The organism is Pseudomonas synxantha (genome assembly GCF_900105675.1).
Taxonomy (GTDB): domain Bacteria; phylum Pseudomonadota; class Gammaproteobacteria; order Pseudomonadales; family Pseudomonadaceae; genus Aquipseudomonas; species Aquipseudomonas synxantha.
The window spans coordinates 4,012,387-4,026,545 of the sequence record NZ_LT629786.1; the positions used below are offsets into that span (position 1 = coordinate 4,012,387).

At 60.2% G+C, this 14,159-nt stretch carries 14 protein-coding genes; 10 read left to right on the forward strand and 4 right to left on the reverse strand.

Translation table 11 applies throughout. From position 1 onward, the window contains the following. The first annotated feature begins 6 nt into the window (after nucleotides 1–6). The 9 genes from BLU48_RS18665 to pdeM all read left to right on the forward strand — a co-directional run bounded on the left by BLU48_RS18665 (nucleotide 7) and on the right by pdeM (nucleotide 10,313). The gene (locus BLU48_RS18665; protein ID WP_057021934.1) at nucleotides 7–1,011 is read left to right on the forward strand and encodes a ligase-associated DNA damage response exonuclease; all 1,005 of its coding nucleotides are present in this window, start codon (nucleotides 7–9) and stop codon (nucleotides 1,009–1,011) included. Further along, nucleotides 1,008–2,642, forward strand: coding sequence for an ATP-dependent DNA ligase (locus BLU48_RS18670; RefSeq protein ID WP_057021933.1), 1,635 nt, complete (start codon nucleotides 1,008–1,010; stop codon nucleotides 2,640–2,642). The genes BLU48_RS18665 and BLU48_RS18670 overlap by 4 nt, the downstream gene beginning before the upstream one ends. 304 nt (nucleotides 2,643–2,946) lie before the next feature. Further along, nucleotides 2,947–3,726: a transporter substrate-binding domain-containing protein gene (locus tag BLU48_RS18675; protein ID WP_046071312.1), complete on the forward strand. Its 780-nt coding sequence runs from the start codon at nucleotides 2,947–2,949 to the stop codon at nucleotides 3,724–3,726. Between the two features lie 57 nt (nucleotides 3,727–3,783). Next, nucleotides 3,784–4,512 (forward strand): ABC transporter permease, encoded by a 729-nt coding sequence (locus tag BLU48_RS18680; protein WP_057021932.1) that lies wholly within the window; start codon nucleotides 3,784–3,786, stop codon nucleotides 4,510–4,512. After that, a complete protein-coding gene (locus tag BLU48_RS18685) occupies nucleotides 4,509–5,219 on the forward strand; it encodes an ABC transporter permease (protein ID WP_057021931.1) in 711 nt (236 codons plus the stop codon). The genes BLU48_RS18680 and BLU48_RS18685 overlap by 4 nt, the downstream gene beginning before the upstream one ends. A 9-nt stretch (nucleotides 5,220–5,228) precedes the next feature. After that, a complete protein-coding gene (locus BLU48_RS18690; protein ID WP_057021930.1) occupies nucleotides 5,229–6,347 on the forward strand; it encodes a succinylglutamate desuccinylase/aspartoacylase family protein in 1,119 nt (372 codons plus the stop codon). Between the two features lie 13 nt (nucleotides 6,348–6,360). After that, complete coding sequence (locus BLU48_RS18695) at nucleotides 6,361–7,125, forward strand: ABC transporter ATP-binding protein (RefSeq protein ID WP_046071308.1); 765 nt, start codon at nucleotides 6,361–6,363, stop codon at nucleotides 7,123–7,125. Between the two features lie 57 nt (nucleotides 7,126–7,182). Further along, on the forward strand, nucleotides 7,183–9,663 hold the full coding sequence (locus BLU48_RS18700; RefSeq protein WP_057021929.1) for a ligase-associated DNA damage response DEXH box helicase: 2,481 nt from the start codon (nucleotides 7,183–7,185) through the stop codon (nucleotides 9,661–9,663). Next, nucleotides 9,663–10,313, forward strand: a complete 651-nt coding sequence (pdeM, locus tag BLU48_RS18705; protein WP_057021928.1) for a ligase-associated DNA damage response endonuclease PdeM — start codon at nucleotides 9,663–9,665, stop codon at nucleotides 10,311–10,313. Before BLU48_RS18700 ends, pdeM begins: the two co-directional genes overlap by 1 nt. 23 nt (nucleotides 10,314–10,336) lie before the next feature. On the opposite strand, the gene BLU48_RS18710 is transcribed toward pdeM, so the two are convergent. Together BLU48_RS18710 and dcd are read right to left on the reverse strand one after the other, a co-directional pair. Then, complete coding sequence (locus tag BLU48_RS18710; protein ID WP_005785769.1) at nucleotides 10,337–10,534, reverse strand: hypothetical protein; 198 nt, start codon at nucleotides 10,532–10,534, stop codon at nucleotides 10,337–10,339. 108 nt (nucleotides 10,535–10,642) lie between these two features. Further along, nucleotides 10,643–11,209 carry a dCTP deaminase gene (gene dcd / locus BLU48_RS18715; RefSeq protein ID WP_057022234.1) on the reverse strand — a complete coding sequence of 189 codons (567 nt, stop codon included), beginning with the start codon at nucleotides 11,207–11,209 and terminating at the stop codon, nucleotides 10,643–10,645. Between the two features lie 387 nt (nucleotides 11,210–11,596). On the opposite strand from dcd, the gene BLU48_RS18720 reads away from it, so the two are divergent. After that, nucleotides 11,597–11,806: a cold-shock protein gene (locus BLU48_RS18720; RefSeq protein ID WP_002554837.1), complete on the forward strand. Its 210-nt coding sequence runs from the start codon at nucleotides 11,597–11,599 to the stop codon at nucleotides 11,804–11,806. A gap of 228 nt (nucleotides 11,807–12,034) precedes the next feature. Here the strand turns inward: BLU48_RS18720 and rpoS are convergent, their stop codons facing one another. Next, the gene (gene rpoS, locus BLU48_RS18725) at nucleotides 12,035–13,045 is read right to left on the reverse strand and encodes an RNA polymerase sigma factor RpoS (RefSeq protein WP_057021927.1); all 1,011 of its coding nucleotides are present in this window, start codon (nucleotides 13,043–13,045) and stop codon (nucleotides 12,035–12,037) included. Nucleotides 13,046–13,150: 105 nt separating this feature from the next. Continuing rightward, nucleotides 13,151–13,987: a peptidoglycan DD-metalloendopeptidase family protein gene (locus BLU48_RS18730; RefSeq protein WP_057012041.1), complete on the reverse strand. Its 837-nt coding sequence runs from the start codon at nucleotides 13,985–13,987 to the stop codon at nucleotides 13,151–13,153. Nucleotides 13,988–14,159 lie beyond the last annotated feature (172 nt).

The following is a 14,159-nucleotide window of genomic DNA, read 5'->3' on the forward strand; positions in this document are numbered from 1 at the left end:
AACTCCATGGACCTTGTCATCGCCCGCCCCGAAGGCCTCTATTGCCCTGCCGGTGATTTCTATATCGACCCCTGGCGCCCGGTGGAGCGCGCCGTGATCACCCACGCCCACGGCGACCATGCGCGCACCGGCAACCAGCATTATCTGGCCGCCGCGCCCGGCGAAGGCATCCTGCGCTGGCGCCTGGGCCAGGACATCAACCTGCAAACCCTGGCCTACGGCGAACGTTTGGAGCATCACGGCGTGACCTTGAGCTTTCATCCGGCCGGGCATGTGCTCGGTTCGGCCCAGGTCCGCCTGGAATACCAGGGCGAAGTCTGGGTGGCGTCCGGCGACTACAAAGTCGAACCCGATGGCACCTGCGCGCCCTTCGAACCGGTGCGTTGCCATACCTTTATCACCGAATCTACGTTTGGCCTGCCGATCTACCGCTGGCAGCCCCAGGCGCAGATTTTCGCGGGGATCAACGACTGGTGGCGGGCCAATATCGCCAACGGCAAGGCGAGCGTGTTGTTCTGTTATTCCTTCGGCAAGGCCCAGCGCATTCTCCATGGTCTCGACGCCAGCATCGGCCCGATCCTCAGCCACGGCGCAGTCGAACCGTTAAACCGAGTCTATCGCGAAGCCGGTGTCTACATTCCCGAGACGCTGTATGCCGGCGATTTCAAGAAGACCGACCCGTTGTTGCGCCAAGCACTGATCATCGCCCCGCCCTCCGCCGGCGGAAGCACCTGGATGCGCCGTTTCGGCGACTACAGCGACGCCTTCGCCAGTGGCTGGATGCGTCTGCGTGGTACCCGTCGGCGGCGTGGCGTGGACCGTGGCTTTGTGCTGTCGGACCACGCCGATTGGCCCGGGCTGTTGTGGGCCATCGAACAAACCGGTGCCGAACGGGTGATGGTGACCCATGGCTCGGTCGGCGTACTGGTGCGCCACCTGCGTGAAAAGGGCTTGGATGCCCAGGGTTTCAGCACCGAGTACGGTGATGACGAAGAAGAGGCTACGGCATGAAAGCCTTCGCCGAGTTGTACGCCAACCTTGACGCCACCACCTCCAGCAATGCCAAGCTCGCTGCGCTGCAAGCCTACTTCCTGCAAGCGCCGCCAGCAGATGCTGCATGGGCGGTGTACTTCCTCTCCGGTGGGCGGCCGCGGCAACTGGTGCCCACGCGCCTGCTACGGGACATGGCCACCGAAGCGGCCGGCATCGAACCCTGGCTGTTCGAAGAGAGCTATCAGTCGGTGGGTGACTTGGCCGAGACGATTTCCCTTCTCCTACCCGAATCCACCTACAGCTCCGAGGACGGCCTGGCGGTGTGGCTGGAAGACAAACTGCTGCCCCTGCGCGGGCTTTCGCCCATGGACCTGGCCGAACGGCTGCCGGCGCTCTGGGCGCAATTGGACCAGCCGAGCCTGATGGTGTGTATCAAACTGATCACCGGCAGCTTTCGCGTGGGTGTGTCCAAACTGCTGGTCACCCGCGCCCTCGCCGCCATGGCCAACCTAGATAGCAAGCGCGTGGCCCAGCGGTTGGTGGGCTATACCGACTTGTCGAATCGCCCGACGGCTGCGGGCTATCTCAAGCTGATCGCTGCCGAATCGTCCGATGAGCATGCGCAACGAGGTGGGCAGCCGTATCCGTTTTTTCTTGCCCACGGGTTGGCCCAACCGGTGGCGCAATTCGACACGCTGCTGGGTTCGCCCGCCGACTGGCAGGTGGAATGGAAGTTTGACGGCATTCGCGCGCAACTGGTCAAGCGTGAGGGCCGCCTTTGGATCTGGTCCCGCGGTGAGGAGCTGGTGACTGAGCGTTTCCCCGAGCTGCACAGCCTGGTGAGTGGCCTGCCCGACGGCACGGTGATCGATGGCGAAATCGTGGTGTGGAAAGACTCGGTGCAACCCTTTGCGTTGCTGCAACAGAGGATTGGCCGCAAGACCCTGAGCAAAAAAGTCCTGGAGGACGCGCCGGTCGCGGTACTGGCCTACGACCTGCTGGAATTTCAGGGCGATGACTGGCGCAACCATATCCAGGCAGAGCGTCGTACACAGCTGGAACGCGTGATCGCTGAGTGCAACCAACCCGTATTGCTGCCCTCACCGCTGCTCGAGGGGCCAACCTGGGCAGCGTTGGCCGAGCAGCGCGAAGCCTCCCGCAGCCTTGGTGTCGAAGGCATGATGCTCAAGGATCGCCAAGGCCTCTATGGCGTGGGCCGCACCAAGGACATGGGCCTGTGGTGGAAGTGGAAAGTCGACCCCTTCAGCGTCGACGCCGTATTGATCTACGCCCAGCGCGGCCATGGCCGGCGCGCCAGCCTGTACAGCGATTACACCTTCGCGGTCTGGGATGGCCCGCCGGGCAGCGAGCGCACCCTGGTGCCGTTCGCCAAGGCGTACTCCGGGTTGACCGACGAGGAAATGCGCAGGGTGGACGCCATCGTGCGCAAAACCACGGTGGAAAAATTCGGCCCGGTCAGCAGCGTGACGCCAAGCATGGTGTTTGAACTGGGCTTTGAGGGTATCGCCCTGTCCAAGCGGCATAAGAGCGGGATCGCGGTGCGGTTTCCGCGGATGTTGCGCTGGCGGCAGGATAAGACGGTGGAAGAGGCTGACAACCTCGCCACTCTGCAAGACCTACTGACTTGACATAAATTCCCTGTGGGGGGGGGCTTGCTCCCGATGCAGGCTGTCAGCCAAGCATGTATTGACTGACACACTGCTATCGGGAGCAAGCCCCACATTGGGATCCCCACACGACCTGAAACAGTGCACCCATTTTCTGATGCTCATTTTCGGGCATCTCCTACACTCCGATTTGCCTTATCCCACCTTTTAAAAAGCCCATCCGGAACTATGGTGCAGAAATTGCTACTTGTGATCCGTCTGACACCGCTCAGTAACAGTCCTAAACGCGCCAAAAGCGCTTATCTTGGTTTCCAGGGATTACCTAATGAAAAAAGCATTGCTGACCCTTTCTGCACTGGCTCTGTGCATGGCTGCTGGTGTTGCTAGCGCCAAGGAATACAAGGAATTGCGTTTTGGTGTCGACCCCTCCTACGCACCGTTCGAATCCAAAGCCGCCGACGGCAGCCTGGTGGGCTTCGATATCGACCTGGGCAATGCGATCTGTGCGGAGTTGAAGGTCAAGTGCAAGTGGGTCGAAAGCGACTTCGACGGCATGATTCCGGGTCTGAAAGCTAACAAGTTCGACGGCGTGATTTCCTCCATGACCGTGACGCCAGTGCGCGAGAAGGCGATCGACTTCTCCAATGAACTGTTCTCCGGCCCCACCTCGCTGGTGTTCAAGAAAGGCGCTGGGTATTCGACACCTGAATCCCTCAAGGGCAAATCCGTAGGCTATGAGCAAGGCACCATCCAGGAAGCCTACGCCAAGGCCGTGCTGGATAAAGCCGGTGTGACCACCAAGGCCTACGCCAACCAGGACCAGGTTTACGCCGACCTGACCTCCGGGCGCCTTGATGCTTCCGTGCAGGACATGCTGCAAGCTGAATTGGGTTTCCTCAAGTCGCCAGCAGGTGCCGGCTACGAAGTCAGCGCAGCCATTGACGACCCGCTGCTGCCGTCGAAAACTGCCATCGGTATCAAAAAAGGTAACACTGAGCTGAAGGCCCTTTTGGATAAAGGTATCAAAGCGTTACACGATGATGGCACCTACGCCACCATCCAGAAAAAACACTTTGGCGATCTGAACCTGTACAGCGGCAAATAATGCCTGGGGCGCCCCTCCTCGGTAGGGGCGCTTTTCTATCGCCATAGGTCCTGATTTATGTTCGAAGATCTGTTGCAAACCCTCGGGCTGGGCGCGTTCAGCTTGAAGGGTTTCGGCCCGCTGTTGCTGCAAGGCACCTGGATGACCATCAAGTTATCGGTGCTGTCCCTGGCCGTGAGCGTCTTGCTGGGCCTGCTCGGCGCCAGCGCCAAACTATCCAGCCTGCCCTTCCTGCGCATTCCCGCCCAGCTCTACACTACGTTGATTCGTGGGGTGCCGGACCTGGTGCTGATGCTATTGATTTTCTACAGCCTGCAAACCTGGCTCAGCGGCTTTACCGACTTCATGGAATGGGAATACATCGAGATTGATCCGTTCAGCGCCGGGGTGATTACCCTGGGATTTATCTACGGCGCCTATTTTACCGAAACGTTCCGCGGCGCGATCCTCGCGGTGCCCCGCGGCCAGCTGGAAGCCGCCACTGCCTACGGGCTCAAGCGCGGTCAGCGGTTTCGCTACGTGACCTTCCCGCAGATGATGCGCTTTGCCCTGCCGGGCATCGGCAATAACTGGATGGTGATGCTCAAGGCCACCGCGCTGGTGTCGATCATCGGTCTGGCAGACTTGGTGAAAGCAGCCCAGGACGCGGGCAAGAGCACCTATCAACTGTTCTATTTCCTGGTACTCGCCGCCCTGATCTACTTGTTGATTACCAGCGCCTCCAATTTTGTCTTGCGCCGGCTTGAACGTCGCTACTCCGCAGGCGCCCGGGAGGCAGTGCGATGATCGAACTGTTGCAGGAATACTGGCGCCCCTTCCTTTACAGCGACGGCCAGCACATCACCGGCCTGGCCATGACGATGTGGTTGCTCAGCGCCGCCCTCGTCATCGGTTTCCTGGTGTCGATCCCGCTGTCCATCGCCCGCGTCTCGCGCAAGCGCCTGGTGCGTTGGCCGGTGCAGTTCTACACCTACCTGTTTCGCGGCACGCCGCTCTATATCCAGTTGTTGATCTGCTACACCGGCATCTACAGCATCGCGGCAGTGCGTGCTCAGCCGGTGCTGGATGCGTTCTTTCGCGATGCAATGAATTGCACCCTTCTGGCCTTCGCCCTCAACACCTGCGCCTACACCACGGAGATTTTCGCCGGGGCGATCCGCAGCATGGCCCACGGCGAAGTCGAGGCGGCCAAGGCCTACGGCCTCAGCGGCTGGAAGCTGTACGCCTACGTGATCATGCCTTCGGCACTGCGCCGCTCGTTGCCCTATTACAGCAATGAAGTGATCCTGATGCTGCACTCGACCACGGTGGCGTTTACCGCGACCATCCCGGACATTCTCAAGGTGGCACGGGACGCCAACTCCGCCACCTTCATGACCTTTCAATCGTTCGGCATCGCCGCGCTGATCTACCTCGCGGTGACCTTTGCCCTGGTCGGCCTGTTTCGCCTGGCGGAGCGCCGCTGGCTGGCCTTCCTCGGGCCGAGCCACTAAGGAACCTGCATGCGACATCAGCAACATGACCTGATCGCGCCGGTGCCGGGCACGGCGCGGCAATTGCACAGTTTTCACTTCGGCCCGGAACAGGCCGCGGGCAAGGTCTACATCCAGTCCTCCCTGCATGCCGATGAACTACCGGGCATGCTGGTGGCCTGGCACCTCAAGGCGCGCCTGGCAGAGCTGGCGGCAGCCGGACGCTTGCGCAGCGAAATCGTGCTGGTGCCTGTCGCCAATCCCGTGGGCCTCGAACAAGTGTTGATGGACATCCCCTTGGGCCGCTACGAACTGGAAAGCGGGCAGAACTTCAATCGTTTGTTTGTCGACCTCAGCGAAGCGGTCGGCGACCAAATCGAAGAGCGCCTGGGCGATGATCCCCAACACAATATCCAATTGATCCGCACAGCCTTGTCCAACGCCCTGGCCGCGCAGACGCCCCAGACCCAGCTGCAATCCCAACGCCTGGTGCTGCAACGCCTGGCCTGTGATGCCGACTTGGTGCTGGACCTGCATTGCGACTTCGAAGCCGTAGCGCACCTGTACACCACGCCCCAGGGCTGGCCGCGAGTGGAACCCTTGGCGCGCTACCTCGGCTCGCAGGCCAGCTTGCTGGCCACCGACTCTGGCGGGCAATCCTTTGATGAGTGTTTCACCCTGGTGTGGTGGCAGTTGCAGCAACGCTTCGGCGAGCGCTTCCCGATCCCCATGGGCAGCTTGTCAGTGACCGTCGAGTTGCGCGGCCAAGGCGATGTCACTCATGGCCTCGCTGCGTCGGACTGCCAGGCCATCATCGATTACCTGATCCATTTCGGCGCCATCAGCGGCGACGTAGCGCCATTGCCCGCCCTGGCCTACCCGGCGACTCCATTGGCAGGTGTGGAACCAGTCATCTCCCCGGTGGGCGGCTTGCTGGTGTTCAGTGCCTTGCCGGGTGACTACCTGGAGGCCGGGCAGCTGGTCGCCGACATCATCGACCCCATTACCGACCGTGTGACGCCCGTGCACTGTCAGCACGCGGGCCTGCTTTACGCCCGCTCACTACGCCGCATGGCCACTGCCGGAATGGTGATCGGCCATGTCGCCGGCACGCAGGCCTACCGCAGCGGCTATCTACTTTCGCCTTGAGGATGCACGCCCCATGTACAAACTGACCGTTGAAGGCCTGCATAAAAGCTATGGCGACAATGAAGTGCTCAAAGGCGTGTCGCTCAAGGCCAGGACCGGTGATGTGATCAGCCTGATCGGCGCCAGTGGCTCGGGCAAGAGTACCTTCCTGCGCTGTATCAACTTCCTGGAAACCCCCAACGATGGCGCCATGACCCTGGACGGCCAAACGATCCGCATGGTCAGCGACCGCCACGGTATGCGCGTGGCCGACGATGCCGAGCTGCAACGCCTGCGCACACGGTTGGCGATGGTATTCCAGCACTTCAACCTGTGGAGCCATATGAGCGTGCTGGAAAACATCACCATGGCCCCGCGCCGCGTGCTGGGGTGCAGCAAGAAAGACGCCGAAGACCGTGCCCGTCGCTACCTGGACAAGGTCGGGTTGCCGGCACGTGTAGCCGATCAGTACCCGGCGTTCCTGTCCGGTGGTCAGCAACAGCGGGTAGCCATCGCTCGCGCACTGGCCATGGAGCCGGAGGTGATGCTGTTCGATGAGCCCACCTCGGCCCTCGACCCGGAACTGGTGGGTGAAGTGTTGAAGGTGATCCAGGGCCTGGCCGAGGAAGGCCGCACCATGATTATGGTGACCCACGAGATGAGCTTTGCGCGCAAGGTCTCAAGCCAAGTGCTGTTCCTGCACAAGGGCCTGGTGGAAGAGCAAGGCACCCCCGAGGATGTGCTGGGCAATCCGAAAAGCGAGCGCCTGCAGCAGTTTCTAAGTGGCAATTTGAAGTAAACCTTTGTGACGCCTGGAGGGTCTCTGCAATAGAGCCTCCAGAGCGTCCGCTGCCGCATGGCAAAAAACCCCGATTTCGCCAAACAATGGTTTGCCGCCAAAGGTTGGAAACCGTTCGCCTTTCAGAAACACGTATGGGCAGCGGTCAAGGCTGGCCAGTCGGGGCTGCTGCATGCCAGCACCGGCGCAGGTAAAACCTATGCCTTGTGGTTTGCCGCCCTCAACCGTTTCGCCATCACCCGCCCGCCCGCAACGGGAAAGCGCAAGCCACCCGCTGAGCCGCTGACGGTGCTGTGGATCACGCCGATGCGTGCCTTGGCCGCCGACTCCGCACGCGCCCTGCAGGCACCGCTGGACGCCCTGCAAATTCCCTGGAGCGTGGGCCTGCGTACCGGCGACACCAGCAGCAGCGAACGCGCGCGCCAGACCCGCCGCCAACCCACGGCACTGGTCACCACCCCGGAAAGCCTGACGCTGATGCTCGCACGGGCCGACAGTGAAACGAGCCTGGCGCACCTGCGCATGGTGATCGTGGACGAATGGCACGAATTGATCGGCAATAAGCGCGGCGTGCAGTTGCAACTGGCCCTGGCACGCTTGCGGCACTGGCATCCTGAGCTGATGGTGTGGGGCATTTCGGCGACCTTGGGTAATCAGGCCCACGCGTTGGAAGTGCTGGTGCCACAGGGTGGCGGGGTCAATCTACAGGGGCAAACTGCCAAGGAATTGAGGGTCGACACCTTACTGCCGCCCGTCACCGAGCGTTTTCCCTGGGCCGGGCACATTGGCTTGAAGATGTTGCCGCAGGTGGTCGCCGAGGTGGAGGCCAGCAGCAGTTGCCTGGTGTTTACCAATACCCGGGCGCAATCGGAGATCTGGTATCAGGCGATACTCGACGCCCGCCCGGACTGGGCGGGATTGATTGCCCTGCACCACGGCTCGTTATCCCGGGAGACCCGGGACTGGGTGGAGCGCGCCTTGAAAGACGGCCAGCTCAAGGCGGTGGTGTGTACCTCAAGCCTGGACCTGGGGGTAGACTTCCTGCCAGTGGAGCGGGTATTGCAGATCGGCTCTGCCAAAGGTGTGGCGCGACTGATGCAACGCGCCGGGCGCTCCGGCCATGCGCCCGGGCGGCCATCACGGGTGACGCTGGTGCCGACCCACAGCCTGGAGCTGGTGGAAGCCGCCGCGGCCCAGGAGGCGATTGCCCAACGGCGTATCGAAGCGCGGGAATCGCCGCACAAGCCGCTGGATGTGCTTGTACAACACCTGGTCAGCATGGCCCTGGGCGGCGGATTTACCCCGGATGCATTGCTGGCGGAAGTGCGCGGCGCCTGGGCCTATCGTGATCTCAGCGAGGCCGACTGGACCTGGGCCTTGGGTTTTGTACGCCATGGCGGCCTGTCGCTGACGGCTTATCCGGATTACCGGCGCGTGGAGCCCGACGAACAGGGTATTTGGCGTGTCCCCGACGCACGCCTGGCGCGTCGCCATCGCATGAGCGTGGGGACCATCGTCAGCGATGCCAGTATCCAGCTGAAATTCTGGAGCAAAGGCGGCGGTGGCAAGCACCTGGGCAGTGTCGAAGAGGGCTTTATTGCCCGGCTCAAGCCTGGGGATGGCTTCTTGTTCGCCGGGCGCTTGCTGGAGTTGGTACGGGTGGAAAACATGACCGCCTATGTGCGCCGCAGTAACGCCAAAAAAGCCGCCGTGCCCCGCTGGAATGGCGGGCGCATGCCGCTTTCAAACGAGCTGGCCCAGGCGGTGATCGAGCGTTTTGACGCCGCGGCGCAGGGGCACTTCGAAGGCCCGGAGATGCAGGCGGTACAACCGTTGCTGCAAACCCAGCTGCGCTGGTCCGGCCTGCCCACACGCGAGAATTTGCTGGCTGAAAGGCTGCAATCGCGGGAGGGCTGGCATCTATTTCTCTATCCCTTCGCCGGGCGCCAGGTGCACTTGGGGCTGGCGAGCTTGCTGGCGTGGCGCGTCAGCCAACAGCAGCCGCTGACCTTTTCGATTGCCGTGAATGATTATGGCCTGGAGCTATTGAGCGCTACCGAGGTGCACTGGCCAAAGTTGCTGAATGCAGCGTTGCTGAGCCCCGAGCACTTGCTCAACGACGTGGCCGCCAGCCTCAATGCCGGCGAGCTGGCATTGCGCCGCTTTCGCGAGATTGCGCGGATCGCCGGGCTGGTATTTGCCGGTCATCCTGGCGCACCGAAGAGTACGCGGCAGGTGCAAGCGTCCAGCGGTCTGTTCTTTGAAGTGTTCAAGCAATATGACCCGCAGAACCTGCTGCTGGCCCAGGCCGGGGAAGAAGTGCTGCGCGATGAGTTGGATATTCGTCGGCTGGAGCAGACCTTAAGCCATTTATCGGCGCTGAAGCTGGATCTGCACCTGATCCAGCGGCCTACGCCCCTGGCCTTCCCGCTGCTGGTGGAACGCATGCGCGAGAGCATGAGTTCGGAAAAACTCTCGGAGCGCATTGCACGGATGGTCAAGGACCTGGAAAAAGTCGCAGACAAAGGAACAGGTTGATGCATCGTGCACTGACATTGGAAGGCCAAGAGCTGTGGTTATTGGCGGACAAGGCCGTGTACTGGCCCGACCGTCAGTGCCTGCTGGTTGCCGATGCGCATTTTGGCAAGGCATCGGCCTACCGCAGCCTCGGGCAACCTGTGCCCCAGGGCACCACCACGGCCAATCTGGAACGTCTGGACAAACTGTTAGCGGCCCTGCCTTGCACACAGTTGATCTTTCTCGGTGACTTCCTCCACGGACCTGGCTCCCACGCCAGCGGCACCCTCAGCGCGATCCGAGCCTGGCGTGAACGCAATCCGACCCTAATCATGACCCTGATTCGCGGCAATCACGATAAACGTGCGGGCGACCCGCCTATGGACTTGAGGATTGAGGTGGTGCCTGAGCCGCTGCTGATGGGCCCTTTCGCCCTGCAACATGAACCGACCGACCATCCCACTCATTATGTACTGGCGGGGCATGTGCACCCCGTGTACCACCTGCGCGGCAAAGGGCGCCAGCGTCTGCGCCTACCGTGCTTCCAGATCGGCCGACGGGTCAGCCTGCTGCCAGCGTTTGGCGCATTTACGGGCGGTTATGCCGTGGAGCAGGACGATGACCGCCAAATCTTTGTGATCGGCGATCAGGCGGTCTGGCCGATTCAGTGAAGTGCTGACCGGCCATCCGGGTATCAGGCGACAGGTGCCGGTGGTGGCTCGTCTGGCAGGGTCGGCTCACCGGGTTCGGTAGGCTGTGGATAATCGGGTTCGGGCTGGCCCGGAATGCCGCCTGCATGGGCGGGATTGGCCATCAGGGACCAGGCCAGAACGCCAATCTGGTTGGGTTCAAGCCGGGCAAGTTCTGCGCTGATTCGCGGATCGATCTTCATAAGGTACTCCTCAAGCGTGGCCCGGCGCGTTTTGCACGCGCCGAGGCAGTACACCTAGATAGAGTCACTTTGCGCAGACTAATTCCCTTTACCGGTAGGAGCTTTCGATCAAGCGCGCGGAAGCGTAACGCCACGCTGGCCCTGATACTTGCCGGCGCGGTCTTTGTAGGACACTTCGCAAGCTTCATCGGACTGCAGGAACAGCATCTGCGCCACACCTTCGTTGGCGTAGATTTTCGCCGGCAACGTCGTGGTGTTGGAGAACTCCAAGGTCACATGGCCTTCCCATTCCGGCTCAAGCGGCGTCACGTTGACGATAATGCCGCAGCGCGCGTAGGTGCTTTTACCCAGGCAAATGGTCAACACGTCACGGGGAATACGGAAGAACTCCACGGTGCGCGCCAGGGCGAAGGAGTTTGGCGGGATGATGCACACGTCGCTCTTGACGTCGACGAAGCTCTTTTCATCGAAGTTCTTCGGGTCGACGATGGCCGAATTGATGTTGGTGAACACCTTGAATTCATCGGCGCACCGCACGTCGTAGCCATAGCTGGAAACCCCGTACGAAATAACCCGCTCGTCGCCTTCGCCACGAATCTGGCGCTCGACGAACGGCTCGATCATGCCGTATTCCTGCGCCATGCGGCGAATCCACTTGTCCGATTTGATGCTCATGGCGGTGTCCTGAATAGCGAGGTAGAAAAAACTGTGGGCCATCTTACCGGGGCCGGCGTTGGGGTTCAAAGGCCGCAGGGGTTTTCTTGCTGAATGTACTGCCGTCTATATGCCGCAGCCAGCGGGGCCGGGACCCGGATCGCTGCCAAGGGTGACGGTAAATACCACCGCCAGTCACGAAAATAGAGAAACCTTCGGAAATACCATTGGCACGTTCCGGAAAAAGGGTTAAGGTGGCGCCACTGTGCTGCTTGTGTCACTGAGAATCTCTACACGATATGTTGAATTTCGATCCAACCATCTCCAAGAATTTTTCCTGCTCTTTGCACTCAGTCTCGGCCAGGGCTTTTCCTGAGTCGCAGTTAACTTTGTCCAAGGAGATACACCATGTCTAATCGCCAAACTGGTACCGTTAAGTGGTTCAACGATGAAAAAGGCTTCGGCTTCATCACTCCACAATCCGGTGACGACCTGTTCGTTCACTTCAAAGCTATCCAATCCGACGGCTTCAAAAGCCTGAAAGAAGGCCAACAGGTTTCTTTCATCGCTACCCGCGGTCAGAAAGGCATGCAAGCTGAAGAAGTTCAAGTTATCTAACTTGTACTGACTTAGTCGAAAAAACCCCGCCCTCAAAAGCGGGGTTTTTTTATGCCTGGGATTTGGCGTTAGCACCCATCCACTGCCAGGCACAAAAAAATGTGGGAGGGGGCTTGCTCCCGATTGCGGCAGCCCAGTCGATGCATCTGGCGACTGTTCCACTGCAATCGGGGGCAAGCCCCCTCCCACATTCAAGCGTTCAAGCGTTCAAGCGTTCAAGCAGGATCGTTATTGGAACAACGACTCACTCGACAAGCCATTCTTCTCGAGGATCTCACGCAAGCGCTTGAGGCCCTCCACCTGGATCTGCCGCACCCGCTCACGGGTCAGGCCAATCTCCAGGCCCACATCCTCCAGGGTGCTGCTCTCATGGCCGCGCAGGCCGAAGCGGCGAATCACCACCTCACGCTGCTTGTCCGTGAGCTCCGACAGCCACTGATCAATACTTTGGGAAAGATCATCGTCCTGCAACAGCTCGCAAGGATCTGTCGGACGATCATCTGTCAGGGTGTCCAGCAGGGTTTTATCCGAATCCGGCCCCAGCGAGACATCAACCGAAGACACGCGCTCATTGAGGCCCAGCATGCGCTTGACCTCCCCTACCGGTTTTTCCAGCAGATTGGCGATCTCTTCGGGTGAAGGTTCATGATCGAGTTTTTGCGTCAGCTCACGGGCTGCCCGCAGGTAGACGTTGAGCTCCTTGACCACGTGGATCGGCAACCGGATCGTGCGGGTCTGATTCATGATCGCCCGTTCGATGGTCTGGCGAATCCACCAGGTGGCATAGGTTGAAAAGCGGAAGCCCCGCTCAGGGTCGAACTTCTCCACCGCCCGGATCAAGCCCAGGTTGCCTTCCTCGATCAGGTCCAGCAGCGACAGCCCACGATTGACATAGCGGCGGGCGATTTTCACCACCAGACGCAGGTTGCTTTCAATCATGCGTTTACGCCCGGCCGGATCGCCCTTTTGCGACAGGCGCGCAAAATGGACTTCTTCTTCGGGGGTCAGCAGAGGGGAAAAACCGATTTCATTGAGGTACAGCTGGGTAGCATCAAGCGCCCGCGTGTAATCAATGTACTTGTGTTGCTTTAACGCAGTGGAGTTCCTGGATTTGGTGCGAACTGAAGGCGGTGCAGACCCTTCATCATTCGACATCGATTCCTTATCGGTGAAATTCTCCATTTCAAGGAGAACCTCATCGTCGATGTCAAACTCCGGCGCTTCTTTACTGAGAGCCATTGTTATAGTCCTTTGGTGAGTTCGACCTCAAGCTCAAGCGACGCCTTTATCCTTGGCAACGCTGGAGCCTGTTCCTTCTACGCTAGGAACAGGCTGTGCAACCTATCAACGACGGGGCAGGAATTGCAGCGGATCTACAGGTTTCCCTTGGCGGCGAATCTCAAAGTGCAGTTTCACCCGGTCTGTACCCGTTGAACCCATTTCGGCAATTGTCTGTCCGACCTTGACCTGCTGCCCCTCCCGAACCAACAGCCTGCGGTTATGACCGTAGGCACTGACGTAGGTATCACTGTGTTTGATGATGACCAGCTCGCCGTAGCCCCGCAAACCACTCCCGGCGTATACAACTGTCCCATCAGACGCAGCTAAAACAGGCTGTCCCAAATCCCCGGCGATATCAATGCCTTTATTCAAACTACCGTTTGAAGAGAATTTTCCAATCAACACGCCGTTTGAAGGCCACCCCCAACCCGTCGGCGCAGGCCCTGCAGGGGGCAACGGCGCGGGGGGCGACTTGCTCGCAACCGTAGGCGCAGCGCTGCCGGCCGGCCGGGTTATGACGGTGGTTTTGCTCGAAGACGATGGCGAGGAACCGGACTTTGTCACAACTGCCGTGGGTGCCGACCCGCTGCGACCATCGAAACGGATGGTTTGCCCTGGGTGTATGGTATAGGGCACAGGAATGTTGTTACGGGCGGCCAGTGCCTTGTAGTCCCAGCCGTAGCGGAAGGCAATCGAAAACAGGGTGTCACCTTTGCGCACCACGTATTGGCCGGTGGTCACCGTCGGTCTTTGCGGTGCGGCGTTGGTGCGGTCAACGACACGCGCACCGCCGGATGGCGTGCTCGAACAAGCCGCCAATAAGGAACTCAAGACAAGGCCAAGCACCAGTCGCTGAAAGCTTGTTTTACTCATTCGCTGCGCAGGACCTGTGAGACTCACCCGCCGCTCCCTTTGTGGTGGCTGAACATTAACGCCTGTATCAGGCTTGAAATATGACGCAAGTATAACTGGGCATTGGCCTTCTACTGGCACATGACTGAAACGAAAAATTCATCATGTTTAATACCGATCGCCAAGCATGTTGATTCAATAGACCCCGCCGTAAGACACA

Bases quoted from the DNA above. Each gene is read 5' to 3' on its own strand.
- BLU48_RS18685 (WP_057021931.1), top strand. From the start codon at position 4,509: ATGATCGAACTGTTGCAGGAATACTGGCGCCCCTTCCTTTACAGCGAC.
- BLU48_RS18695 (WP_046071308.1), top strand. From the start codon at position 6,361: ATGTACAAACTGACCGTTGAAGGCCTGCATAAAAGCTATGGCGACAAT.
- BLU48_RS18680 (WP_057021932.1), top strand. From the start codon at position 3,784: ATGTTCGAAGATCTGTTGCAAACCCTCGGGCTGGGCGCGTTCAGCTTG.
- BLU48_RS18690 (WP_057021930.1), top strand. From the start codon at position 5,229: ATGCGACATCAGCAACATGACCTGATCGCGCCGGTGCCGGGCACGGCG.
- BLU48_RS18700 (WP_057021929.1), top strand. From the start codon at position 7,183: ATGGCAAAAAACCCCGATTTCGCCAAACAATGGTTTGCCGCCAAAGGT.
- BLU48_RS18710 (WP_005785769.1), bottom strand. From the start codon at position 10,534: ATGAAGATCGATCCGCGAATCAGCGCAGAACTTGCCCGGCTTGAACCC.
- dcd (WP_057022234.1), bottom strand. From the start codon at position 11,209: ATGAGCATCAAATCGGACAAGTGGATTCGCCGCATGGCGCAGGAATAC.
- BLU48_RS18720 (WP_002554837.1), top strand. From the start codon at position 11,597: ATGTCTAATCGCCAAACTGGTACCGTTAAGTGGTTCAACGATGAAAAA.
- BLU48_RS18665 (WP_057021934.1), top strand. From the start codon at position 7: ATGGACCTTGTCATCGCCCGCCCCGAAGGCCTCTATTGCCCTGCCGGT.
- pdeM (WP_057021928.1), top strand. From the start codon at position 9,663: ATGCATCGTGCACTGACATTGGAAGGCCAAGAGCTGTGGTTATTGGCG.
- rpoS (WP_057021927.1), bottom strand. From the start codon at position 13,045: ATGGCTCTCAGTAAAGAAGCGCCGGAGTTTGACATCGACGATGAGGTT.
- BLU48_RS18670 (WP_057021933.1), top strand. From the start codon at position 1,008: ATGAAAGCCTTCGCCGAGTTGTACGCCAACCTTGACGCCACCACCTCC.
- BLU48_RS18675 (WP_046071312.1), top strand. From the start codon at position 2,947: ATGAAAAAAGCATTGCTGACCCTTTCTGCACTGGCTCTGTGCATGGCT.